Source organism: Ochrobactrum sp. SSR (assembly GCF_030067775.1).
Lineage (GTDB): Bacteria > Pseudomonadota > Alphaproteobacteria > Rhizobiales > Rhizobiaceae > Brucella > Brucella teleogrylli.
This window is the reverse complement of the sequence record NZ_CP125971.1, coordinates 917,775-942,795: the sequence shown is the minus strand read 5'-3', so window position 1 is coordinate 942,795 and position 25,021 is coordinate 917,775. Positions and strand designations below refer to the sequence as shown.

The window sequence follows — 25,021 nt, the reverse complement described above, 5'->3', positions numbered from 1 at the left end:
ATGTGCGGGCGGATCACAGTGGGATATGATTGCGCCAGTTGTCTCGACGTTCCTGCATCTGTGCGAAAGTCTTGCGGTTGTCGGCGGCTTTGCCGATGAGTTCTTGCGCGGTTAATCCCTTTCGCTTCAGATAATCCTCAAGCTCCACCACTGCGTTCGTTAACACACCGAATCCGCGGAGCATGACCTGCGACGACATTTCGATGGCGGAGGCGCCCGCTAACATCATCCGCGCTATATCGAGGCCGGACTGAGCGCCATTTGTGCCAATCAAAGGCTTATCGTCGCCAAGCTTTTGACGGGTGAGAGCGAGCCAATGACAGGTCATCGGCAAATGCCAGGTTCCTCCAACCCCAAGTGTTGTGTCGAGGACAGGTTTGTGTGTTTCGAGGTCGGGGATAAGTCCAAGAAGTCGTCCCGCCATCACCACAGCATCACCGCCCGCGTCAAAGGCTGCCTCGGCAAGATCTGGCACACGCTCACTTTGTCCGGTGATTTTTATCCAGAGCGGAATGGATATGGCCGAACGCACAGTATCGACGATGTGTCTAATGCGCGCCGGATCGAGTTCGGTAGATACCGCGCCTTTCGCCGCCTGACTGGCGTAAGGTGTGCCTATGTTGAGTTCCAGCACGCGCACGCCTGCGGCTTCTATCTGCTTTGCCATGGTGACGGAGTGTTCTAGATCGGCGAGAATTATGCTCGCGACAACGACAGCGTCATCCTTGCTAGCTTCATGATCAAGCCGGGCAGTTTGTTCAAGCCAAGCGTGGAAGGGTTGGGGTGTGAGACCGGAACGACAGGCGATAAACGCATTACGCGGAGCTGCTGCGTTCCAGGCGATACGCTCCCAGTTTTCATCAAGGACCGCATATTCGGCCTGTTGTAACTGCAAGCGAGCGGCATGAGATTCATTGGTGGATTTGACGACAACCGCGCTCGCTCCCGCCTTGATTGCGCGTCGAACGCCATCAGCGTCAATCAGGTGTTCAGCCGATCCTGCGATGACCGGGTTCTTCAACAGAACTGAACCTATCCGCGTTTCCAGTCGCGCGTTTGCCATGACTTTCCATTTCTTTTTGCCGCCCTCCACCCTTTCGAGGATGAAAGGTAAACATACCGGGAATACGTTCCTCAGCTCTCATTGTGCGGTAGCGGATAGTCGTCCGCATTGAGGACCCAATCGGCTTTGAGCGAAAAATCCATCCGAGGCGGGCAAAAAATATCCACCAGGTCGTTCTGGTTTTCGCTCGTTGCTCTGGTCGTGTGAATGACCGGAGGCGGAATGACGAGCGCCGAAGGCGAACCGACCTCGATTGCCTTGTCCCGTCGCCAATCGTTCATGTCCGTAGTCCAAGGCCAGCGCAAATGGTGGATGAAGCGCCCAGCCATTGCAAGAGAACATTGTTCGAAATCATCGTGATGATGCGGTGACATCTTTGCAGGATCGCGTGGGCCAATCTGAGCTGGAAGAGCATTGACCATGAATGTCGTGCAGCGAAAAATTCGACCAAAGCGGCCCGGCTCATCGGAAACGTCCAATGAATAGGAGCGCACTTTCCAACCGCCAGCAGGCTCGGGCCAGGACTGGAAGGGCGGAATATGGTCCCGGGGCGTGTCGTAGGCGTGCGTATTTGGCGCCATCGCTACGAGGTCTTTGGATGCGACTGTGAAGAGCCGGACTACGTTTCCGCCTGTTGGAAAGGTGATGCGACTGTCGCCCGGTGGAATAAATGCGATAGAGCTGCCTGCTACCTCCGTTGTCACCCCATTCCACTCAACCGTGGCGATGTGGTTATGGTCTGCGAGATAAAGGACATACTCGTCGGCTTGAGCTTCGCGTGCGACTACCGTTCCCCGTTCAAGCTCGGAATAGGCGAGCACGAAATTGCATCCACGCAAGAACCAAGTGCGCTCGCCGGGAGCCGTGTGATCAGGAGCAGAGGCATAAAATTCTGCCAGTTGCTCTTCGGCAATAAGGCCAGTGGGGTTCGGCTTGGATGCGGCAGCAAAGAGGTCTGCGCGCGGATCCTTGTCCTTAAACATTGGATTTCCTTTCATTCCCTGGCTGTTGCCAGCATTTGCGCTGCTGATTTGCGCAACAGCGCCTGATCTGATCCGCACACGAAGACGGTGACGCCAAGCTTGTGCCAGCGCGGAACATCAGCGGCATTACCGACAAATAGTCCGACAGCAACGCCGGCTTTCTTGCCAGCGTCGATAACCTGTTCGATGGCTGTATCAAGTTCCGTCGACGGAAAACCCACCCCCATGGATTGAGAGAGATCGGCTGGGCCGACGAAGAGCACGTCGACATCCGGTTCTTGTGCGATTTCGTCCAGTCGATCGAGTGCTGCTTGATCTTCGATTTGCACCATCACCACGTTGTGCGCATCACAATGGGTTCGATATTCGGCAATGCCATAGCTGCCGTAGTTGCCTGCGCGCGGCGAAGGAGAAAGGCCCCGTTTGCCCCGGGAAAAGCGGACAGCATCACAGACAGCGGCGGCCTGCGCCGCATCCATGACATGAGGAACCATGACGCCTTCAAGGCCGAGATCCAATAGCGGCGCAATCCAGTCGGGGGAGTTACCCCACCGACGAGAGAGAAGCGGTAGACCTGCTGCACGTCCGGCTAACGCCAGAATATCCATCTGCGCAATGCTGATCGGGGCATGTTCCTGATCGACGACTGCAAAATCGAGGCCCGCAAAGCCGAGAATCTCAACGATATGCGGTGCGGGCGTCTTGATGAAACTGCCGATCAGCAGTTCACCGTTCCGGATACGAAACCGTAAGCTCGGTTGTGTTTTATCTGAAGGCTGTTTCACCTGACACATCCTCAAATTGTTTGTGTTCCGGCGGCGTCGCCGACAATGCTGTCTTCTTTTCCGGCAATTGGCTGGTCATCCTCGAAGCTGAGATCGCGACCATTGGTTTCAGGAAGAAGTGCGACGGCCACAAGGACGAAGATGTAGGCCAGCATGGCGCACAGAGCCATTGCGTCGCGCAGCGGCAGGAAACCGCCGGTCGCCATCATGCCGACAATTGCGGGGCCGAAAGCACCTGCAGCGCGGCCAAAATTATAGCAAAATGCCTGACCGTTACCGCGGATCGTGTTGGGGAAGAGCTCCGTGAAGTAGGGTCCAAGAGCGGCATAGATTCCGAGCAGTGAGAAGCCAAGCATGAAATTAATGACGAGGGAGAGTGCTCCCATCGGCGGAGTATAAAGAAAGATCGGAATGATAATCCAGTTCAGCACTGTGAACAGGAAGAAATTGCGACGTCGTCCGATCAGATCGCAAAGATAGGCGGCCACGATATAGCCGACGAACGAACCGAAGGTCATGACAAAGACGTAGTAACCAACAGTGACCGATGAAATCTGGTAATGCGACTTGAGGAAAGTTGGTAGCCAGATGAGGATTGAAAACCCTCCACCCTGAATGCCGAGCGCCAGCAATGAACACAGGATCGTTGTCTTCAGATAGCGGGGGTGGAAAATCACAAAAGGACTGATTTTCTCTCCACGGTCGGCAAGCGCCTTGCGGGTCTTGAGAAAGACTTCGGGTTCCTCGACGCCACGCAATCCCCAGAACACCCAGAACGCCGGGAGCGCGCCGATCCAGAACATCCAACGCCAGGCATTTTCAGCTGGCATGGTAGCAAACAGGACTGACGACAACAATGCGGCAAAGCCATAGCCGACAGCGTAGGCGCTTTGCACATTGCCAACCGCTTTGCCGCGATAGGCAGGTCGGATCACTTCGCCCATTAGCACCGCGCCAGCTGCCCACTCACCGCCGAAGCCAATGCCTGACAGAATGCGGGCGACAAGCAATTGTTCGTAGGAATTGGCGAAGCCACTGGCAATCGTAAAGACAGTGAACCAGGCAATAGCGATCTTCATGACGGTGACGCGGCCGATACGGTCGCACATGATACCGGCGATCCATCCACCGATTGACGAGGAAATCAGAGCCGATGTTCCAAGCCAGCCGGCTTCACTGTTGGTAATTGCCCATAAGGCTACCAGTGTCGGGATCAAAAAGCTGAAGAGCTGTGTGTCGAGAGCATCCGTTGCCCAGCCGACATAGCAAGCGTGAAAGGTCTTTCGTTCGGGAGCATTGAGCTCGCGATACCATTGAAACATGTTGTCCTCCCAAAGTCGGGTCTCATTGCACCCGGCTGTTCCCATAGGCGATTATTGTCCCTAATCCTCTTTGTCAGGGTAGGCCGGAGCAATCGATTGCTCAGCCGTTCAGTCCGAGAACATCGGAGGCGTTTTGCGCCACCATGTCGTGAATGTCTCCATCGCGGTAGCCAAGCTCAAGGCAGGTCGCGACGCCGCGACGGAAGCCTTCCAGGGGGCTATATGTTCCAACTTGTCCAAGGTCCGAGCAAAGAATGGTGCGAGACGTACCGACGACATCGATATGCGCCCGGAAATCCTGCCTGTCGCGGGTCTGGAATTTCGAACCGTCGAGGAAGAAGGCCAGCGAATGTTCAACATACGCACCCATGTCGGCAATCTCGCGGGCATCCTCCGGTGTGGCGCCAACGATGTCTTCAGGATGGGTAAAGACCAGGCGTTTGACGCCACGCTTCAACGCTTCTGCGAAAACGGTTCTGGTTTCCGAAACATGGATATGGCCGCTTGCAAGCACCATGTCGTTGGCCGCAATAACATCAAGGACATCGAGAAGTTCGGGAAGCATTCTACCGTCGGCATCGAAAAGTGGAACGGCCGTTGCCGGACGCATTTTCTGGGTGGAGGCAGGGTGCGCCCAGCCGGATGTCTTTTCCCAGCGGAGATGATTTTCAGCGGCCAGCGTGGGAAGCCACACGATTTTCCCGCCTAGCGCTGCGGTATGCTCGACCGCATAGGGGTTAAGCCCGCCAACGACATTGTTGAGCACAATGCTCGAATAAATCTTCGTTGTGAGTTCCGGGTGGTGCTTTCGGATCAGCTGTGCCGCTACGACGCCGGAATAATCGTGATCCTTGGTGACAGCTGCAATGAAACCAGCCTCTGACAACTGGCGCGCAAGTTCGAGGTGATCCAGAGCTCTTGGGGCAATTGACGGACCGCTATGGACATGCGGATCAACGCCGCCGCGCAGAATATCATTGATCTGATGATGAAGCTCATCGGCAGAAGTTGTGTCAGCGGTCGTCATTCCATCCTCCTCAATCATTCTGTTCCGTTCAGCGGAACTTTGTTCTGATTTTTATCACCCAATCGTTTATCAGTGTCAAGCGATATGATTGGACGAGGCGCTCGCTTGAGGCGGGAGGAACGGGAAACGCATGGAAGACAGGAACGCGGCGGAGCCACCAACATTCCCTGTCACAGTTGTTTTCACGATGAGAATCGCTCTGTATAAACGCGCAAGGAACATCGATTGAGGATCTGGTATGGTTGATGACGAAGAAAAAGACGGCGGTAACCTTCAATCCGTAGTTCTAACAATGCAGGTATTGGAGCAGGTCGTCCGCACACCTAAAGGCGTCGGTGTCACCAGCCTTGCAAAAGCCTTAGACACCAGCAAAAGCCGCATTCATCGGCATTTGCAAACACTCGTGCGTCAGGGATATGTGTTTCAGCATGAGGATTCGGAGCGATATGAAGTCGGTCACAGACTGGTTTCATTGGTGCAATCCGTGTCTGATAACGCAGGGATGGTGCACGCCGCCTACGACCCACTTCTCGAACTGCGTGATACGCTTGGTCATTCCGCCGTCGCTTCTCAGCTCACCCCCGACGGCATGCTGGTCATCGCGACGGTTCCCGGTCGCTCACCGATAGAAATTGGCGTGCGCGTTGGATCGCTGTTGTCGTTTCATAGCTCTGCGCAAGGTAAGGTCGCCGCAGCATTTTCGTCCGAGGCCTTTCAATCCCGCGTACTCGCGGGGCAGCTCCAGGCCTGCACGCCCTCAACGATCATAGAACCCACCATTTTAGAAAAGGAATTCGTCGAAATCAGGCGTCAGGGTTGGGCAGTTGCACCTCATGAAACTGCTCTCGGATTGAACACGCTTGCAAGCCCCGTGTTCGACGCATCGGGCATAGTGTGTGGGGCAACCGGCATTGTTGACATGGTGCAGTCAATCGGCGCAGCGCCAACGGAAGAGCAAATAATGAGAACTGTTGAGGCGGCTCGCAAAATCTCGGAGCGCCTCGGATATCAAGTGAAGGACTAGCGGTTTGCACAGAAACAAACATGAGTGACACCAAACAGTAGCTCACTTCCTAAGCGCTCTGATTGCCAGTCAAAATGACGGAACCTTGCGGTTTCTGACTGAACTATCAATACATGATGAACGCCAGGCCAGCGACCACGAACAATGCCCCTAACCATGCTCCGGCTGCAGGACGTTGCCCGGTTCGCAACCACAATAGCGGAAGGATGATGACTGGCGTTGTCGCGGAAATCGTTGAGACCACGCCTGTCTCCCCACCTGACAAGGCAAAGAGCAGCAGCGTCATTCCCATGGCAAGCGACAGAAAGCCTGAGAGCACTGTCAGATAGGTCACCCGCCACGTCAGCGGGTTGCGTGGACGAAAGGCTGTGACGGGAAACATCGAGACGAAGCTGAGGCAGCAGGCCGCCGTTCCGACACGCAGCAGCGAGGCCAGAAACGGATCGATACCGGTTGCCATTACCGGCCGTACGATGATTGATCCGACTGCTTGCCCAAGTGCGGCAAGCAAACCGAACAATAAGCCGACAATCAGAGAGCCTTTTACCGTCTCCCAGGGATGAAGCTGGGTTCGACGGTTATTGAAGAATATCGCCAGGCAAACACCCAGAATGGTGAGGGTAATGCCGGCTACAACCGAAGTCGTAAGTTTTTCACCGAGCACGACCCACCCCAGAACCGCAGCAATGGGAGCATTCATTGCAAAAAGAATTCCGGATCGGCGTGGCCCTAGCCGGTTCAAGGTCACGAAGAGGATCGTGTCCCCTAGGAAGATGCCGATAAAGCCAGACAGGATGAGCGGAAAAGCATTGCCGGAATGGATCTGTTGCCACGTTCCGGTTGCGATCACATAGATAATAAGCAGGCAGCTTACGAAGATCTGGCGCACTTGATTGAAGGTCAGTGCGCCCAAATGGCCAGCAGGTCCAGCCGAGATGAGGCCCGTGAGCGCCCAGCAGATAGCAGTCCCCAGTGCCGCCAGCTCATAAATAGGCATGAAGCCCCTCAGCAAATCCGTGGATTACGACTTAGAGCCTGAATCAAAAATCGCCATTTGTAGCCACACAGGGCGACTTTTGGAACTGGCTCTTAGAATCGCGAAACAAAAACCCTTCTCCCAACTCGCCGTTTCTCCCATCTGACCTTCAATATACTGGCAATGCTATGCTATCCGGCGGCATAATTCCGCAGTGCTTCCCCCAGACGTGCGATACCCGGTTCGATGTTCCCCAGCGGCACCGAGGAAAAGCTGACCCGTGCATGATTGATCTCGGGATCCTTTGCATAAAACGGGTCGCCCGGAACATAGCCAACCTCGAATTTCGGGATTGCGCAGTCGATCAGAAATTTTCGTGCATCAAAACCGTCAGCGAACGTCAGCCAGGTGAACAGACCACCGGCAGGATCGGTGAAACGAATGCCCTGAGGCAGTTCGTTACGCAGTGCATCAAGCATGACATCCTTTTTGTGCCTATAGTGTTTCCGGATGGTTCCGATGTGCTTCTCCAGATCATAGGTTTCCAGGAGATTGGAAATCGCGGTCATATTCAAGGTGCTGCACTGGGTATCGGCGCCAAGCTTGAGCAGCGTGAGTTTATGAATGATCTCTTCGGAAGCGACAGTCCAGCCGAGCCGCAGTCCAGGGGACAATATCTTCGAGAAGCTGCCCAGATAAATGACGCGCCCCTCCTCATCCAGACTTTTCAACGGGACCGGCGGTGGCGCATCGAAATGCACCTCGCGATAAGGGGTATCTTCCAGAATGATCAGTCCGTATTTGTTCGCGAGCCGGATCAGGGCCTTTCGCCGTTCCAGGCTCGTGGTGACGCCCGTCGGGTTGTGATAATCCGGGATTGTATAAAGCAGCTTTGCACGAGGCTGGCGCATCAAATGGGCTTCCAAAGCGTCCGTGTCGAGGCCGTCATCATCCACCGGAACGGTTTCGTATTGCGGTTCGCAGGCCGCGAACGCACCAAGCGCGCCAAGAAATGTCGGGGCTTCAGTAATGATGACATCGCCCTTGTCGATCAGCAGACGTGCCACAAGGTCAAGCCCCTGCTGTGCGCCCTGCAGGATAAGGACGTTGTCCATTGTGCAATGGATGTGTTCCTGTTTCATGCGGTCCGCGATCTGCTGGCGCAGCTTGGGCAAACCGACAGAAAAAGAGTATTGCAGCGCCTCACGGCCAGAATTTACTATCGCCGCGTCGAAGGCGGTCTTGATCGCGTCGAACGGAAAAACGTCCCCATCGGGATATCCCCCACCGAAGAAAATCATCTCGGGATTTGTATTCAAGCTGCGGATAGCCGACGGCTTGATGAAGTCCATACGGGATGCATACTGAATATTCATTTGGCTTGTCTCTGGTCTGGAGAAAGGCGCAGACGGGGTCAGGATCCCGCTGGCAAGGCGAGAAGAACCGGCAGGTGTCGAGCATCGGGAGCCATGTCGAGGTTCATGACGAAATCACAAAGCGCGCGGCAACGTTCCCCTGGCAAAACACGCCCGGCAAGCCCCTCGAACTTGGCTATGACCGCAGCCTCGCTCATCGGATTGGCCATACCTCCCAGTGGAAACTCGACCGTTTCGCTGAACATGCGACCATCGTGCAGCGTCGCCGCGATTGCGGGTTCCGCATTGGCAGCGATTGCGGTATTAATTCCGACATTGGTGAGTGCAAGCCACTGCTCTATCTCTGGAGCAGACCATGCCTCCCGTTCGAGCTCGTCAAGCCCGACCTTGCCATATTGGAGCCGCGCCGCAACGGCATAAGCCAGGCTCATTTGCGCGTCAGCGCGGCTGGCGATGATCTTGCCGCCGCACATGCCTGCCTGAAACTCGCTCATCGCCACATCAATACGAGCGATATCCTGCGGTGCAAGACCGCGTTCGGTCAAAATCTTATCGATAGCGTCGATAGCCGAATGGGTGCCACGGCATGTTGCATAGGGCTTTATGGAGCAACGGTTAACACGCCAGAACTGTCCAAACTCCGCATTGAGCAGATCCGGCCTGGTTTCGCCACGACAAAAGGTCGTAAAGAAATTACCCCAACCTGTGGCATCCAGTACCGAAAGCGGACCATCGAACCCGGAGGCTGCTAGCTTTGCGGCGACGAAGCCGCCTTCAGCGGCACGACCAGCATGTAGTTTCTTGGTCTGGCTACCATCGTGGATGAACGCCCACGTACCACCCGCATATGAACTGGCGATGCCCAGCGCCGAGGCGTGCCGGTCGGCATCCAGGCCGAAAAGTGTACTCGCGGCAGCCGCTGCAGCGAACGCCCCGCAAGTGCCGGTGGAGTGCCAGCCCAGCTCGTTATGGGTTTCGTAGCCGCCGCTGGCTTCCAACATTCGCCGCCCGACTTCGTATCCGGCGAGAACTGCGGTCAGAAAATCCTGCCCTGTGACTGTACCGCGAACCTCGCCCAATGCTGCGATTACCGTAGGCACCACGACAGCGCCCGAATGGTCGCAACCACCGCTGTCATCGAGTTCAAACGCGTGTGCCGAGACACCGTTGACGAAGCTCGCGGTGCGGCTGTCGAGCATCGTCGTCGTGCCCCAGACCGGCGCTGGACCGGTTCCACCGCCATGAACGGGACCAAAGGCTTGCAGCACCGTCTGGGCCTCAAGAGAGGTAATGCCTGCGATCGCCGCCCCAAGCGTATCGAGGATATGGATTTTTGTCTTATGAATCGTCGCTGCCGGAAAGTCGGCAAAGCGCATAGCCGCGACATTCCGCGCCAGCGTCATGGACGGATGGTCAGTCACGGCCCTGTTCCTTACGATAATGTTCGAAGATGTTTAGAGGATGCTGGGTTTCGAGCGGTCCTGCCTGCTCTGCTGTCCAGGCGGCAATCTCGCCGCCGGTGGCGAGCCATACATCGTCATGTTGAAGTATGTGTTGCAGAAGCTGTTCGAGGATGAAAATACGTCCCGGTGTTCCGATCATTTCGGGCCGTACTTGCAGCACATAACAGCGTCCATATTGGCGGTAAGCGTCGAATTCCGCCTTCCAGTTGTGCAGCACGCCCTCATAGGAGCCGATGCGACCCAGCCCTTTGGGAAAAGCGGGGGCGAAATTGAACTGGAAATAAGGCCGATCCTCAAGTTCAACATGAACCGGAATTTCAACCAGAGACGAAGGATGGACATAAGGCGCGTCGTCACCGTTGAGCGAAGCTGACCAGTCGAAACCTGCCTCTTTCAGCACCTGGTCGAAATGGCGCGGCCACAAACCTCGCGGCAGGCGGAAGCCGTTCGGACGCCGTCCTGTCACCTCAGCGAGCGTGTCAGCAGAACGCAAAAGAACATTCTCTCGCGCCTCATACCCGAGCGTCGAAAAATCCTCGAATGCCACACCGCGCGCTGCAATTTCATGACCGGCTCCGGCCACAGTCGCTACGGCGTCGCGATGCTTCATCGCAACCTCTCCCGGAACAAACCATGTGGTCTTCACACCGAGATTGTCGAAAAGCACGCACAGGCGGTCAACACCGCGCGCCGCGCCATATTCCCAGACAGAAAAACTCTTGGCCCGTTCTGCCAGATCCGGCGCGCGGGCAATGGCATCAAGCCCGTCATCGAACAGTACGGTAACCGCTACGGCACAACGCTTGCCATGCGGCCACGGGAAGGTCGGGATCATCGTGTTTCTCCTTCACCGCATGGCGCATTCTGGTCTTTCCACCATTGAGCGATCTCTCGGCCACGCGCGACCCAGACATCGTCGTGAGCGCGAATTGCCTCGAACAGCCCCTTCAGAATGCTGAGCCTGCCCAGTTTTGCCGAGACTTTTGGATGCAGGATTGTCGTCCAGCACAGGCCATCACGGTGAAAGCCCTCGAACTCGGCACGCCAGTTAGCTTCCACAGTGCGGAAATCCGCTATGCGGTCGTGACCGGTTGGAAAATCAGGCTCTTCGAAATAGGCAAGCGCTGTGTAATCGTCGATATCCCAGCGACCCGGAATCTCCACCAATCCCGGTTCTCCGTCGGGACCAGGATGGAAATAAGGCCGATCGTCGCCTCGCATCGAGCTGGAATAAAGTACGCCGAATTCCTTGAGGATCGTTGCGGTATGCGGGCTCCAATCGCCGGAGGGCGTGCGAAATCCAACCGGCTTGATGCCGAGACGGCTTTCAAAAACCTGAGCGGAACGCTGCATGATAGCGAGCTGTTCCGCAGGCGTCCGGTCGATAAACACTTCATGGTAATGGCCATGATAAGCCATCTCGTGACCGGCTTTCAGGATAGCCTCGCAGCGCTCGGGCCACTGTTCCACTACCCATGTGGGAGTGAAGAAAGTAGCAACCAGATCATATTCGGCCAACAGATCCAGCAGGCGCGGCAACGCACGCCACGGCCCGTAAGAGCCTTCGGTAAAATAGCGCAGATTGTCGAGCAGGCTGCCATCGAGCATAGCGCCACCGGTCGGACCATCCAGATCGAAGGCAAGTGCCACCGCCGAACGCTTGCCGGTCGGCCACTTCGGCGAACCGGGACAACGTCCCCTAACACCTAAAACTTCCACCTTCACCTCCACCATTTTAGCAAGTTTTCACCGGGTCGGTGCCGCGTTGAAGCGGAACCGACCTGTCATTTTATTACTGCTGATATTGTGCAGGCCGGTTGCAATCCCGACTGCTATTTCACCGGCTCTTCATTGATCTTGACCGTCTTGACACCGGCAGACTGCAGTTCCCATTTCTTGAGAACAGCGTCGTAGGAACCATCGGCAATCATGTCCTTGAGCGCCTTGGCAATGAGATCGCGCAGTTGCTCGTCCTTCTTGCTGATGGCAATCCCCTGATGCACGGTCGTGAATGGCTCGCCGACGATGGTGTAAGTGTCCGGCTCCAGATTCAGAAGATATGGGAGCGTTTCGCTTCCCTGCACGGCTGCGTCGAGACGTTTCTGGCGTAGCTGGGTACGGGCATCGGCCGACCCTTCCGTGCCAACGATCTTCAGAGCTCGCTTGCCGTTCTTTTCACAAGTTTCCTTGCTCCAGGCTTCCATTTCCTTCGGGAATGAAGTGCGTCGGCTGGCTCCAACTGTCTTGCCGCAGAAATCTGCCGGTGTTTTGTATTGTTCTGCCCGGTCGGCCGTGGTGTAGAACTGGGCACCCGAAGCGAGGTAATCAACGAAATCCAGTGTTTCCCGGCGTCCCGGCATATCTGTCATGCCGGAGATGATCATGTCGGCGCGTCCGGTATTGAGCGCGCTGACCAACTGCTCGAAGCTGATCTCTTCCCATTTGACGGCGACGCCAAGTTTTGCACCGATGGCGTTGCCCAGATCGATATCAAGACCCGTCAGGGTACCCGTTTTCGGATCCTTGAATTCGAGTGGCGGATAGTTCGGGACATTGGCGATAACGATTTCTTTCTTTGCCGCAATTCGCTCCGGCAGATCCTGTCCCGTCGCGGCGTGGCTTGCTGCCATCAAGGCGAGAACGGAAAGTGCAAGCTTGCTCTTGATCATGTCCTTATCCCCTGTTGTGTAAGTCCGATGTTACTTCTTGTGTACGGCTTTGATGAAGTTTTGCGTTCGCGTCTGCTGCGGATTTGTAAGAACCTGTTCAGGCGAACCGATTTCGATGATTTCGCCCTGATCCATGAAGGCGACACGGTCAGCAACTTCACGGGCAAAGCCAAGCTCGTGGGTCACGACGATCATCGTCATCCCGCTTTGTGCCAGATCGCTCATAACACGCAGAACTTCCCCGACCAGCTCCGGATCGAGTGCCGAAGTCGGCTCGTCGAACAGCAGCAGCGTCGGTTGCATGGCAAGCGAGCGGGCGATGGCGACACGCTGTTGCTGTCCACCCGATAACTGGGCCGGATAAGCGTCACGCTTGTCGTAAAGCCCAACCCGTTCAAGAAGTGCATGAGCGCGTTTTCTGGCAACGTCAGGTTTCTCCCGCAGCACCTGTATCGGACCCTCGACTATGTTCTCGGTCACCGTCAAATGCGGGAAAAGGTTGAAGCGCTGAAACACCATGCCTATCGAGCGCCGTTGGCGGGCAACCTCCGCATCGCTCAGTTCATGCAGGTGATTGCCTTCGCGACGATAGCCGATCAACTCGCCGCCGACCCAGATCGCGCCGCCATTCATGTGTTCGAGCTGATTTATGCAGCGCAGGAACGTGCTCTTGCCGGACCCCGAAGGGCCAATGATGCAGAGAACTTCGCCCTTGGCGATCTGGAGGCTAACGCCTTTCAGAACTTCGAGCGTCCCGAATTTCTTGCGCACATCTGCGGCCACGACCAGTGGCCCCTGAGACGAGAGATTTTGCTTTGCGACGTCAGTTGAAACAGTATTTGCCATGTCCATTACCTCCGTCACTTCGATTCACCCGGCGACATGACGCCCTTTGAGAAGTATTTTTCGATACGCCCCTGGATGAGACTGAGTATGGTCACGACGATCAGGTACCAGAACGCAGCAACGATCAGGAGTTCTACGACTCGGGAATTTGCGTAGTAGATGTTCTGGGCGCTGTGCAGGATTTCCGCATACTGGATCACACTTGCGAGCGAGGTGAGTTTCACCATGCCGATGAATTCATTGCCGACCGGCGGCACGATGACACGCATGGCTTGTGGCATGATGATCCGGCGCAGCAATTTCAGGCGTGTCATGCCGATGGTCTGGGCGGCTTCATACTGTCCCTTGTCCACGGAGAGCAGCCCGGCACGGACGACTTCGGCGGTAAATGCGCCTTGCTGGATGCCAAGACCGAGGAGCGTGGCCACAAAAGGCGTCATGATTTCAACGGTCGAGACCGAAAAGACGCCCGGTATGCCCATAGTGGGAAAAACCAGTGCCAGATTGAACCACAACAGCAGTTGCAGAAGTGCTGGAACCGCCCGGAAGAACCAGACATAGCCGATGGAGACATAGGAAAGTAGCGGATTGTCCGACAGGCGCATCACGGCAAACACGATCCCGAGTGCTATGCCCAGCGCCATGGCCAGAACCGACATGATGATGGTGTTCAACAGCCCGGTCATGATGGCCGGTACGGTGAGGAATTCTCCCACATAGTTCCATTCAATCTGTCCGACGGCAAATGCATGGATGATTGCGGCAAGCGCGAGAACCACGACCGCAGCCGCGACAAGACGGCCATAATGGCGTCGCGGTACATGTACCAGATGGCTGATTTGATAAACGTTATCAGTCATTGTTGTTTAACCTTTCGCATTCCGGTCGGCGTCACCTCTGACCCTGAGAACGATCTTCCCGACATGCTGGCCGCTTTCCATGTAGCTGTGCGCACCTGCTGCATCCGAAAGAGGAAACTCCCGATCGATCAGGGGGCGGATACGCCCGGTTTCGACATCGGGCCAGAAATCCTTGAGGACGCCTGACACGATACGCGCCTTATCCTCGACAGGACGGTCTCGCAATGATGTGGTGAAGAGCGAACCGCGCTTGCCCATCATTTTGCCCAGATGAATGTTGGCTTCACGGCCTCCCTGAAGGCCGATCATGACGATACGCCCGTCATGAGCCATCGCGTCGATGTTCCGCTCGAGATAGAGGCCGCCCATATTGTCGAGAATAATATCCGCGCCACGACCGCCGGTTTCGTCCATGATAACCGAAACGAAGTCTTCGTTCCTGTAATCGATGGGACGGTTGGCACCAATACTCCGACAATATTCCATTTTTTCGTGACCGCCCGCTGTCGCAAAGATGCGCGCGCCGCGCGCTCGCCCGGCCTGAATGGCAAAACTACCGATACCTCCCGCCCCTCCATGCACAAGAAGCGTATCTCCCGGCGCGAACCGGGCGATATCGATAATGTTGGACCAGACCGTGCAAGCCGCTTCCGGCAAGGCCGCCGCCGTGATCAGGTCGATATTCGCAGGAACCGGAAGCACAAGGCTTGCGGGCACGCAGACCAGATCCGCATAACCTCCGCCGTTGATCAGAGCGCAAACTCTATCGCCGATATTCCACCCTTTGACGTCGGATGCCATGTCCACGATGATACCAGAGCATTCAATGCCGAGAATGGTCGGGAGCGAAATGCCCCCACCATAAGTTCCCCGACGCTGCAACAGATCGGCATGATTGAGCGCGGTGGCATGCACCTCGATCATGACGCTTCCGGGTGAGAGCCTGGGCGCGGCCACCTGACCGAGATTCAGGACATCCGGGCCCCCGGTGCGGACGAGTTCAACGGCACGCATGGTATCGACTGGAAGAGTTTGCGCCACTGACATGCTCATTTTCCTGCGTCGATCGCCACTTCGGTGACGCCCTGGCGCTCAAGTCCATATTTTTTTTAGAATCTGCTCGTATGTTCCATCCTTTATGAGACCCTGAACCGCTTCGGCCACGCCATCGCGAAGGCCGGTTTCGTTCTTGTCAAAGGCGAGCCCAAACAGGCTTTCCATCAAGGGATTGCCTGCCAGTGCATAGACGCCTGGCTCATCCTGCATCAGATATGCCACATATTCAGGCCCAAGCACCGCCGCATCGAGGCGACCCTGTTTCAGATCAAGACGTGTTGCGGTCGCACCAGCAGTACCATTGACTGTAATCGCCGGTTTGCCAGTTCCCACACAGTTGGCCTCGCTCCATTTCTGCGTCTCAGGAAAAAAGCTTGTCGTGCGCGGTGCCCCGACCTTCTTCCCGCACAGATCGTTCTCGCTCTTGATGTCGCCGCTCTTGGCAGCGAGTGTGAATGGTTGGGCGCCGGTGCGCAGATAATCGACGAAGGTGAGCTTGTCGCGACGCGATGGGTAATCACTGATAGCTGTGCCGATCATGTCGATGCGCTTGCTGGTCAGCGACGTCATGAGCTGTTCGAAGCTCATTTCCTGCCATTCGACTTCGAGCTTCATCTCCTTGGCAAGGCTATTGACGAGATCGACGTTAAAACCGACACGTTCATTGGTAGCCGGGTTCTTGTAGCCCATCGGCGGATAGGTGGTCTCTATCCCGACGATGATTTTACCCGAGCTTTTGACGCGGTCGGGCAGATCGCCCCCGGCAGCCGAAGCGGCGCTGGCACCGGCAACACATGCAATTGCGATACCGCAGCCGAGTGCTTTCAAGATATGCGTAATCCCCATGATAGTTCTCCCATTTTGGTCTGATGCTTCCGGTGTGTTTCACCGGTATTGATTGACGCGTGACCGATGGTCCGTCACGCCTTCTTGTTTTTCCCGAATGCGTTCAGTTCTTTTCCGCCCATTGGCGTTGCAACTGGAGGAGCTGCTGCAGCCGATCAATCTGCTCTCCCACCCGTTCGGGCGCGGTGCCGCCATATCCCTTGCGGGCTGCAACAGCCGCTTCCGGGGAAAGATGCTTGAGGACATCGGCCTTCAGGCGCGTATCGACGGCAGACAGATCATCAGACGACAGATCTTCCAGGCCGATTGCTTTTTCCTCACAGTAGCGCACCAGTGCACCGGTAATTTCATGTGCTTCGCTAAAGGGAATACCCTGTCGGGACAGCCAGTCGGCCACTTCCGTGGCAAGAGTGAAGCCCTCGAACGACTGCTTTCTCAACCGCTCTTGATCGACTTTCATCGTCGCGATCATGCCCGCCATTGCCGGCAGCACGAGTTCAAGCGTGTCGATCGCCTCGAAACATGACCATTTGTCTTCGCTGAGATCACGATTATAGGCGAAGGGTAGTCCCTTGAGGGCAATCAGCATTCCATTCAGCGACGCGATCAGACGTGCTGAACGACCACGCGTCAGTTCCGCAATATCGGCATTCTTCTTCTGCGGCATGATGGACGAGCCGGTGGCGTAGCTGTCATCGAGCTCTATCCAATGAAACTGCTTGGACGACCACAGAAAGACCTCTTCTGCCAGGCGGGAAAGATTGACGCCGAGCATGGCGGTCGCAAACAGAAATTCGGCGACATGATCGCGGCTGCCCACGGCATCGATCGAATTTTCACACGGTGCGTCATAGCCGAGCTCGCTCGCCGACAGCTCCGGATGTAAAGCAATCGCCGACCCTGCAAGGGCGGCAGCTCCCAGCGGCGAGCGCCCTGCTCTCTTGTGCCAGTCGATAATCCGGCCAATATCGCGCGAAAATCCTTGTGCATGGGCCAGAAGCTGATGCCCGAAGGTCACAGGCTGCGCAGGTTGAAGATGGGTAAAACCGGTTGCCAGTGTGTGCTGGTGTGCTTTTGCCTGTGCAACAAGTGCGTCCTGGAGCGAGGCGATGTTTGTGACAAGCGTGGGAGCGATCTGGCGCAGATGAAGCTTGAGATTGTTGGCTGCCTGATCGTTGCGCGAACGCCCGGCGCGCAATTTTCCGCCAAGAGCACCGAGCCGGCTCGTCAGCACGCGTTCCAAAAAGGTGTGAACGTCTTCGTCATCTTCGGAAGGTTGCAGGCGGTTGGCCTGCCAGTCCTTGCCGATAGTTTCCAGCGCAGTCGTGATTTGCTCAGTTTCGATTGCATCGAGGATGCCGGCGCGCTCCAGCTCATGGGCGTGAGCTATTGACGAGCGCAAGTCTTCCGGAACGAGCCTGAAATGGTTTTGGGGAGAACGCGACAGGCGCACGAGTTCGGGAGATGGAGGAGAGCGGAAACGGGCTCCCCAAAGCCTTACAGATTCATTCATGATTGTCCTCCTGACCGGTCGGATAGTTGCAAACGGTCGTTGACTGGACAATTGAATAGATTTCCGGAATGGTAGTCCAAAAAGGAATAGGGGAGCTGATTCAACGATGCGCCAGCATTTGCCAACAACGACGGGTCTTCGTGTATTAGCTGCTCTCGCACAACACGGAACGATTTCCGAAGCGGCAAAATTTCTCCACATGACGCAAAGTGCCGTGAGCAAGCAGCTCAAATCTGTGGAGGATCTGGTCGGCCTCGGGCTCTTCTCGCGCACAAGCCAGGGTCTCATGCCAACCGAAGCCGGAACGGTTTACATAGAACAGGCACGTGTCGCTCTGGGTGCCCTTGAAACTGCCGCTGCACGGGTCATGCACCTGCGCTCCAACAAGCCAACATTGCGACTGCACGTATTGCCAATACTTGGCGACCGTTGGTTTATTCAGCGGTTCGTACAGTTTGCCGAAGCCCATCCCGACATAGACGTTCAGTTCAGTTCATTTGCACCCAGCGATACGGAAGACGAGGCTGATGTCGTCTTCCGTTTTGGTGAGGGTGAATGGCCCGGATGGCATATGGATTATTTTCTCGGTCGCGATGTCGTGCTGGTTGGTTCTCCGCATTGTATCGCGCGTCATGGCGGCATATCGGACCCCATGGATATCGGTAGCTTCCCAATGTTGGAGCACTTGAAAACGCCCCTTTACTGGAACGATTTCGCTATCGCGAACGACATCAGCGAATTTCGCCCAGAGCGAATTCTGAAACTTGGCTATTATTCTCTCGTCATTCGCGCGGCAATCGGCGGGCACGGTCTGGCGCTTATCCCGCAAAGCCTGATCCTTGACGAGCTCGAAAGCGGTCAGCTCGTCAATCCATTGAATTTGCGCTACGACAGTCGCAATTGTTACTGGCTAACAACCCATGCGGACCGCGTCCGCAATCCGCAACTTGAAGTGTTCCGCAATTGGGCGCTGCAAGAAGCTGAGAAGACCGAAAGCAGCCTGATAGTGCGATCGTCGTAGGATTTCCCATTGCCTGGCATAGTTTGCAAATGGGGCAGTTAAATAGGCTTGTCCTCTGAAATAATGCGATTTCCCAACAACCCGATCGCCTGTAATGTGGTAGCATTAAAGACACCCTCCCGACGATGGATGAAACCAATCTCGGTGGCATATTGGCACCGTTCCTGATGAACTTTCCTTATCTGATGCCTGTCTTCAAAGGCCGCTGCAAAATGTCCGGGCAGGAAACCCAGATAATTTCCCGACAGAATAAGCGTTAGCACCGCTTCCAGTTGAAGAGCAGACGGACCGTCGCCGCTTTTATCCTTGAGTGTCGGAATGAAACGTCTGTCAACATAAAGATGCTCTACGCAGGGTGCGGCATCGACAGTCCTGCAGTCCAGTTCCTCATCCGGATTCGCAAAAAATGGGTGTAGGTGTCCACAGTAAAGATAGGAAACTTCATTATACAAGGACGTATATTGCAGGTCTGGATTCCGGTGATAAATCGGTGTGATGCCGATATCGAAAATGTTTCCGCAAATCCCTTTTTCGATTTCTTCTGGCTTTGTTACAATCACGCTGACATGGCAGTTTCTGGCATCGAAATAGCTTATGAGCCATGGCAACGGAGAGTTTTCATCAGTAATGATGTTGTCGATAACCGCAATTCGAAGCAGTTCTTTCTTCTTCTTGATTTTACCAACATCATTCCGAAAATTCTCGATCGATGAAAACAGCTCCGTGCTTGCCCGATAAACTTCGTTACCGTCCTGAGTAAGTTCGAATTTCGAGCCACCGCGAACGCACAGGCGAACACCGAGTCTAATTTCCAGATCGGAGAGCTGCTTGCTGATTGTCGGCAACCCGACGTTCAGCGCCTTGGCAGCACCTTTCAACCCTCCATTGGCAACAATGGTTCTGAAAACTTTCAGTAAACGCACATCGAGATCGGTCATTGGCAATAGATTGGAATCATAGTGGTTTGATACTCGTGAAACCTTCGTTTCCGTCAATGATATCGCCCAATCGGGAGGATGTCTCTATCCTATGGTACCAAACACAGTGTTCTTGCAGGCTTGCCTGCAAGAACACTCCATCGTTACGTGATCAATCGACGGGCACGTCTCAAAAGGAAGGCCTGTTATAACAAGAGGATGGTAGATCGATATGGACCAGAAGAAGCTTCAGGCGCTCCGCGAAAAATATGCCGGGACCGAAGGTGGGGATATTTTTGATCCGGTTTTCCGCAAGGCCGCCAGCGCTCAATTTTCAGAAGCTGGAAAGCGTGCCTTTCCCTATGCAAATGTCTCGACATTTCTCGATCTGCCTCATCTGCCCGATGCTATTGCCGATCCGTCTTTCTGCGGTCTGGAAGCCGCTATTGTGGGCGTACCGATGGACCTTGGCGTAACCAATCGTTCGGGCGCCCGTTTCGGTCCAAAAGCTGTTCGTTCGATAGAAAGAATCGGACCGTTCGATCATGTTTTACAGATGGCGCCCTCCACTGAAATCAAAGTGGCTGATATCGGCGACGTGCCGCTCAATTCGCGTTTCGACCTGGCGCGCTCACATGCTGATATCGAGACGTTTTATACCGCAATCGTGGACGCCGGAATCTACCCGCTTTCAGTCGGTGGCGACCATTCGATCAGCGGTTCCATTCTCCGGGCCCTCGGACGTGAAAAGCCTGTCGGAATGATCCATATCGACGCCCATTGCGACACGAGCGGGCCTTATGAGGGCTGCAAGTTCCATCATGGCGGCCCCTTCCGACAAGCGGTTCTGGACGGTGTTCTAGATCCGCAGAGAACAGTTCAGATCGGTATCAGGGGCGGTGCCGAATATCTTTGGGAATTTTCAATTGATTCCGGCATGACAGTTCTGCATGTCGAAGATGTCATATCACTCGGCATTGACCGGGTGATCGAGATTGCGCGCGAGGTTGTCGGCAAAGGTCCAGTCTATCTTTCTTTTGATATCGATAGCCTCGATCCCGGCTTTGCTCCGGGCACCGGTACGCCCGAGGTCGGCGGCCTGCAGCCCCGTGAGGCAATGCAGATCTTGCGCGGTCTCAACGGCTTGAATTTCATTGGATCGGATGTGGTTGAGGTTGCGCCGCAATATGATTCAACGACCAACACGGCACAGGCTGCTGCCCAAATCCTTTTCATCCAGCTATGTCTGGCGGCAACAGCCATTCAACAAAGAAAACTCGGATGATAAATTAATGGGTTCATCGGCCGGACAAACCGGAAATCCAATACGCGCAAGGTACTGGCTACGGGACTTCCGTCCAAGGATCCTTGTCCGCAGCGACGGTTTCGATGTTAGACGGCCGAAGAGCTAACGGTAAGCCGCTAAAATATAATAATGCTCTCGAACGACCCGGCCTCGTGCTTATCGCGTCCGGCGAGTATACGCTGCACAACACTGATCGCCGCCTTTCCTGTGGTGTTTGCCTCGGAGTGATCAGCAGCAGTGGCATTATCTGGGACTGCCTTTCCAGATTGCCAGTCAAGATCTGGTTGGCCTCGAGGATGATCCTTTCGGCTTTGTGGCGATCAGCTGACGCCGCCGCGCTCATAAAGCAGGATAACCAACCCACCGGACCAGCTGTTTATCTGTATTTCTGCCAACTCCTGTCGTTCGATGCTCCTGCAATATAAAGCCGAACTGTTTTCCCAGCAAAACCGCATTGCGTTAATGCTCTACATTTATTATTTCACTGTATTGCAACCATATGAGGGGCGGCATGCGCATTCAGTATTCATTCGGCACTCCATTTAGCGCGGGAACTGCAAAAAGAAGCATTAACGTCGAGAGTGCAAATTACTTAATACGAAGTTTGACCGCAGATGATGCATCGGGACCATTAATCGATTGGCTTCGAGATTCTCGCGTTATGAATGGTCTTAATCTGCCAATGCGAGAATGGAACGTTCCGACGTTAAAAAAATTCCTGGATTCTTTTGACAATCTCACTAGCCATATAGCGGGTATTATTGATCGATCCAATGGTAGACTGATCGGTTTCTATACGCTCGATGTCAATCTTCTACAGCGTACGGGCCATATCACATCGGCTATTGGAGATATGGACTATGTGGGGAAAAGAGTGTTGTACGAGACCGGGCCGGTTTTCGTAAGGCATATGCTCAACCATTACAATATGGACAAGATTAGCGCCCGCATTCTGGCTTCCAATAGACAGGCACTTTTCAATTTTATGATTCCAGACGTTTTTGTTTTCGAGGCTCGCCTAAAAAAGGAAGTTATAGGAGCAAATGGCAACCGAGAGGATATCCTAATTTTCTCAGCGTTTAAGCAATGATCGATCTGTCATATCAGATATCTCCAACGCCCACGTTGAGTGATATCACATTGAGACGTGGTGGTTTCGTCACAATTTCAGATGCTCTCGATTACGCCGCTACGGGTAAGTCAGGCACGAATTTCTACTCATCAAAAGGGCTACTTACCCACGCGACTTCATATAAGGAACTCCGACAGCAATCCTTGTCAGTCGCTGCACAGTTGCTCGATACGGGTGCCCAGCCAGGCGAGTTCGTCGGAATAATCGCAGAAACCAACCGATCTTTCCAACATGCATTCTATGCCTGTCAGTACATCGGCCTCATCCCGGTTCCAATATCCTTTAACCGTTATATCGGCGGCCATTCAGCTTACCTGGAAAGAGTAAATCGTATAGTTCAAGATTGCCGGGCAAAGATATTAATAGCACCATCATCTCTGATCCAGGCATTTAGAGATGCCGATACAAAAACGACGCATCTGTTGTCCTTTGCAGAACTGGACCTTAAACGTGAATTGCGGCCAGAGGATAGAAAAACCTCTGAGATCGCCTATATTCAATATTCATCTGGTTCCTCATCTTTTCCTAAGGGTGTGATTGTTACACAAACTGCCGCCACAGCTAACGCCACAGCCATTTTGCGTGACGGACTACAGCTACGGCCGGATGATAGGGCGAATTCCTGGCTGCCTTTTTACCATGACATGGGCCTGATGGGCTTCATGATTGCACCTATGTTTGGACAATGCTCTGTCGACTACATGGCGCCGTCGACATTTGTGCGAAGACCGACGCTTTGGCTTGAGTTGATTTCTCGTAACAAAGCCACAATTAGTTTTGCACCGCCTTTTGGATATGAAGCCACAAATCGGGCACTAGCGGTCACGTCAACAACGACACTTGACCTGAGCTGTTGGCGCGTAGCGGGCATTGGCGGCGACACCATCAATGCCGCAATACTGGCAGAATTTGCAGAACGCACCGTACACATGGGTTTTGGTCAGAAAGCTTTTGCTCCTTCGTACGGAATGGCCGAAGCTACATTGGCGATTTCGATGACAGAACCCGGAGCAGGTCTTAATACCATAAGTATCTCGGAAACCGGGCCTGCCGAGCCAAGCAATTTCGTGAAGTGCGGCAAACCACTCCGAAATCTGCAGATAAGAGTTGCTGATCAGAGCGGCTATACGCTGCCCGATGGCGTGCAGGGTGAGCTGCAGGTCAAGGGCGACAGTGTATTCAAGGAATACCTCAATCAGGATGAACAGAGCAGCTCCCCCCCTAATGCAAGACGGATACTTCAAAACCGGCGACTTGGGTTTCATTTATGAAGGACAGATTATTATAACCGGGCGTTTAAAGGATCTCATCATTGTAAACGGCCGGAATGTATGGCCCGACGACATTGAGTGGATCGCTCAAAGAATTTCTGGAATTGGACACGGTGATGTGGTCGCGTTCGAAGGCGAGAATCTGCAAAACCTTACAACGCCACCTATCGTGGTGCTCATACATATCCGTGGAAATCAGCAATTGGTCGAGGAGAAAAAAGAAAAGATCCGATTTGCTATTAGCGAAGAATTGGGCGTCTCTGTCGCGGTTCACATAGTTTCGGCTGGCGCAATCTCGTTAACTAGCTCTGGAAAGATCAGGAGATCAGAGGCCCGAAGAAATTTTCTCACCTCTTGTAGTAATCAACACGTACCGGCTGACCATTATCATGCATCAGCTGAGTCTGGAATATAAACTGTGGTGGCTGATCTGAAGTCTGTTCAAATCGACCTTCTCTGATGAAGAGGCATAGTATCGCCATAAGTTCAAGCATCGCAAACCGTGACCCACCACACATTCGAGGGCCTATGCTGAAAGATATTTGGTTTCCCGTGCTTGAAGCATCGGCAGATAAATCGGCCAAATTTACGTTCCAAAAGGATTGATTTTCACGCCTCTCGCGCTGGATTCCAATCATTGATACGAGAATCTGCTCACCAGCTTCAACGGAATAATCTCCGATCCGATCGTGATCGATGGCTCTACGAGCGATAACTGGTGTAGAGGGAAATATCCGTAAGACCTCCGACACGAAGTTTCGTAAAAGTCCATGTTGTTCAATTTGGCGCCAATCACATTCCTCTAAGGGTGGAAGCCCATTTAGCGCACCGCGCAAACTTTCTTGAAGTTCAGGATTTCTAGCCAAGATGAAGGCGGCCCATCCCAATGTGGCGGCTGTTGTTTCGCTAGCCGCAGCAAAAAACATCGCGACTTCGTGTTCTAGCCTGAAACCATATGAGCCTTCATTGTCCAGTTTTCTCATTGCGTCCAACAGCCCGCCCTGAGTTGCATCGCCCATGCGAAAACTTTGCAAAGCCTTCAAAACACGAGAACGCACTTTCAAAAAATTGCGTGTTTCGTCTGCATTTCGCGGAAACTGGGCCTTTGTCGCAACGAAGGAATACTCGGACCCGAACTGAAGCATAGCGGCAATGTCATCAAGGGCGACACCTGTTTTAACCAAGTCTCTCTGAAAAAAGACGTCAAGCATAATAGAAGCGGCAAGATCCCTTAATACGGAATCGCTTATGTTCTTATCGCCTTGGTTGCTGTTTTTTACAAGAATATCTAAAGCTGATTTCCCAAATAAAACCGAGGTTTGATATGCGCGATCTCTGTCGAGATCTTGATAGATAAGTCTGCGATAATTCCTGACGTATACGCCAGCTTTCGTCATTTTCTGTAAAGCGGGATGCTCCAAAAGTCTGCCGGAACCAATCCATGCTTTTCTTATAATTTTTCGAATTATGACGAAGCACATAGTGCGCAGATTCTATATTCTGAACAATAAATGTCTTTACACCACCCAAAATGAGCGTTGTATCGCGCCTAAACTCGCTATCTG

23 protein-coding genes are annotated in these 25,021 nt (G+C 54.1%); 5 read left to right on the top strand and 18 right to left on the bottom strand.

Annotated features, from left to right (window positions below):
- Positions 1-13 precede the first annotated feature (13 nt).
- The 5 genes from QLQ11_RS21860 to QLQ11_RS21840 all read right to left on the bottom strand — a co-directional run bounded on the left by QLQ11_RS21860 (position 14) and on the right by QLQ11_RS21840 (position 5,180).
- On the bottom strand, positions 14-1,021 hold the full coding sequence (locus QLQ11_RS21860) for a tRNA-dihydrouridine synthase (RefSeq protein ID WP_209446007.1): 1,008 nt from the start codon (positions 1,019-1,021) through the stop codon (positions 14-16).
- Positions 1,022-1,134: 113 nt separating this feature from the next.
- Positions 1,135-2,046: a hypothetical protein gene (locus tag QLQ11_RS21855; RefSeq protein ID WP_121539305.1), complete on the bottom strand. Its 912-nt coding sequence runs from the start codon at positions 2,044-2,046 to the stop codon at positions 1,135-1,137.
- 11 nt (positions 2,047-2,057) lie between these two features.
- Positions 2,058-2,831 carry an HpcH/HpaI aldolase/citrate lyase family protein gene (locus tag QLQ11_RS21850; RefSeq protein WP_209446008.1) on the bottom strand — a complete coding sequence of 258 codons (774 nt, stop codon included), beginning with the start codon at positions 2,829-2,831 and terminating at the stop codon, positions 2,058-2,060.
- Positions 2,832-2,842: 11 nt separating this feature from the next.
- A complete protein-coding gene (locus QLQ11_RS21845) occupies positions 2,843-4,153 on the bottom strand; it encodes an MFS transporter (protein WP_283735407.1) in 1,311 nt (436 codons plus the stop codon).
- Positions 4,154-4,253: 100 nt separating this feature from the next.
- Complete coding sequence (locus QLQ11_RS21840; protein ID WP_121539308.1) at positions 4,254-5,180, bottom strand: DUF6282 family protein; 927 nt, start codon at positions 5,178-5,180, stop codon at positions 4,254-4,256.
- Between the two features lie 238 nt (positions 5,181-5,418).
- On the opposite strand from QLQ11_RS21840, the gene QLQ11_RS21835 reads away from it, so the two are divergent.
- Positions 5,419-6,204, top strand: a complete 786-nt coding sequence (locus QLQ11_RS21835; protein WP_121539309.1) for an IclR family transcriptional regulator — start codon at positions 5,419-5,421, stop codon at positions 6,202-6,204.
- A gap of 106 nt (positions 6,205-6,310) precedes the next feature.
- Here the strand turns inward: QLQ11_RS21835 and QLQ11_RS21830 are convergent, their stop codons facing one another.
- From QLQ11_RS21830 to argH, 11 genes are all read right to left on the bottom strand, one after another.
- A complete protein-coding gene (locus QLQ11_RS21830) occupies positions 6,311-7,201 on the bottom strand; it encodes a DMT family transporter (RefSeq protein WP_283735408.1) in 891 nt (296 codons plus the stop codon).
- 170 nt (positions 7,202-7,371) lie between these two features.
- The gene (locus QLQ11_RS21825) at positions 7,372-8,532 is read right to left on the bottom strand and encodes a PLP-dependent aminotransferase family protein (RefSeq protein ID WP_209446009.1); all 1,161 of its coding nucleotides are present in this window, start codon (positions 8,530-8,532) and stop codon (positions 7,372-7,374) included.
- A 62-nt stretch (positions 8,533-8,594) separates the two neighbouring features.
- The gene (locus QLQ11_RS21820; protein WP_235859035.1) at positions 8,595-9,977 is read right to left on the bottom strand and encodes an MmgE/PrpD family protein; all 1,383 of its coding nucleotides are present in this window, start codon (positions 9,975-9,977) and stop codon (positions 8,595-8,597) included.
- The gene (locus tag QLQ11_RS21815) at positions 9,970-10,854 is read right to left on the bottom strand and encodes a polysaccharide deacetylase (protein WP_121539313.1); all 885 of its coding nucleotides are present in this window, start codon (positions 10,852-10,854) and stop codon (positions 9,970-9,972) included. Before QLQ11_RS21815 ends, QLQ11_RS21820 begins: the two co-directional genes overlap by 8 nt.
- Positions 10,851-11,738 (bottom strand): polysaccharide deacetylase, encoded by an 888-nt coding sequence (locus QLQ11_RS21810; protein WP_235859036.1) that lies wholly within the window; start codon positions 11,736-11,738, stop codon positions 10,851-10,853. The genes QLQ11_RS21815 and QLQ11_RS21810 overlap by 4 nt, the downstream gene beginning before the upstream one ends.
- A gap of 113 nt (positions 11,739-11,851) precedes the next feature.
- Positions 11,852-12,688 carry an ABC transporter substrate-binding protein gene (locus QLQ11_RS21805; RefSeq protein WP_283735409.1) on the bottom strand — a complete coding sequence of 279 codons (837 nt, stop codon included), beginning with the start codon at positions 12,686-12,688 and terminating at the stop codon, positions 11,852-11,854.
- Positions 12,689-12,718: 30 nt separating this feature from the next.
- A complete protein-coding gene (locus tag QLQ11_RS21800; protein ID WP_235859037.1) occupies positions 12,719-13,534 on the bottom strand; it encodes an amino acid ABC transporter ATP-binding protein in 816 nt (271 codons plus the stop codon).
- Between the two features lie 14 nt (positions 13,535-13,548).
- Positions 13,549-14,394: an amino acid ABC transporter permease gene (locus QLQ11_RS21795; RefSeq protein WP_283735410.1), complete on the bottom strand. Its 846-nt coding sequence runs from the start codon at positions 14,392-14,394 to the stop codon at positions 13,549-13,551.
- A 6-nt stretch (positions 14,395-14,400) separates the two neighbouring features.
- A complete protein-coding gene (locus QLQ11_RS21790; RefSeq protein WP_235859038.1) occupies positions 14,401-15,441 on the bottom strand; it encodes an NAD(P)H-quinone oxidoreductase in 1,041 nt (346 codons plus the stop codon).
- Positions 15,442-15,486: 45 nt separating this feature from the next.
- Positions 15,487-16,296 (bottom strand): ABC transporter substrate-binding protein, encoded by an 810-nt coding sequence (locus QLQ11_RS21785; RefSeq protein WP_371836023.1) that lies wholly within the window; start codon positions 16,294-16,296, stop codon positions 15,487-15,489.
- A 103-nt stretch (positions 16,297-16,399) separates the two neighbouring features.
- Positions 16,400-17,809 (bottom strand): argininosuccinate lyase, encoded by a 1,410-nt coding sequence (gene argH, locus QLQ11_RS21780; RefSeq protein WP_283735411.1) that lies wholly within the window; start codon positions 17,807-17,809, stop codon positions 16,400-16,402.
- Between the two features lie 106 nt (positions 17,810-17,915).
- Here argH and QLQ11_RS21775 point away from each other — a divergent pair, with 106 nt between their 5' ends.
- Entirely contained in the window at positions 17,916-18,830 is a 915-nt protein-coding gene (locus QLQ11_RS21775; RefSeq protein WP_121539320.1) for a LysR substrate-binding domain-containing protein, read from the top strand.
- 38 nt (positions 18,831-18,868) lie between these two features.
- Here the strand turns inward: QLQ11_RS21775 and QLQ11_RS21770 are convergent, their stop codons facing one another.
- Positions 18,869-19,825 carry a LysR family transcriptional regulator gene (locus QLQ11_RS21770; protein ID WP_147438023.1) on the bottom strand — a complete coding sequence of 319 codons (957 nt, stop codon included), beginning with the start codon at positions 19,823-19,825 and terminating at the stop codon, positions 18,869-18,871.
- A 154-nt stretch (positions 19,826-19,979) separates the two neighbouring features.
- Here QLQ11_RS21770 and speB point away from each other — a divergent pair, with 154 nt between their 5' ends.
- The 3 genes from speB (at position 19,980) to QLQ11_RS21755 (ending at position 23,456) form a co-directional block, all read left to right on the top strand.
- Positions 19,980-21,032, top strand: coding sequence for an agmatinase (speB, locus tag QLQ11_RS21765; RefSeq protein WP_121539322.1), 1,053 nt, complete (start codon positions 19,980-19,982; stop codon positions 21,030-21,032).
- A 532-nt stretch (positions 21,033-21,564) separates the two neighbouring features.
- Complete coding sequence (locus QLQ11_RS21760) at positions 21,565-22,143, top strand: GNAT family N-acetyltransferase (RefSeq protein WP_121539323.1); 579 nt, start codon at positions 21,565-21,567, stop codon at positions 22,141-22,143.
- Positions 22,140-23,456, top strand: a complete 1,317-nt coding sequence (locus QLQ11_RS21755) for an AMP-binding protein (RefSeq protein WP_371836022.1) — start codon at positions 22,140-22,142, stop codon at positions 23,454-23,456. Before QLQ11_RS21760 ends, QLQ11_RS21755 begins: the two co-directional genes overlap by 4 nt.
- Before the next feature lie 347 nt (positions 23,457-23,803).
- On the opposite strand, the gene QLQ11_RS21750 is transcribed toward QLQ11_RS21755, so the two are convergent.
- Positions 23,804-24,853, bottom strand: coding sequence for a cytochrome P450 (locus tag QLQ11_RS21750; protein WP_371836021.1), 1,050 nt, complete (start codon positions 24,851-24,853; stop codon positions 23,804-23,806).
- Positions 24,854-25,021 lie beyond the last annotated feature (168 nt).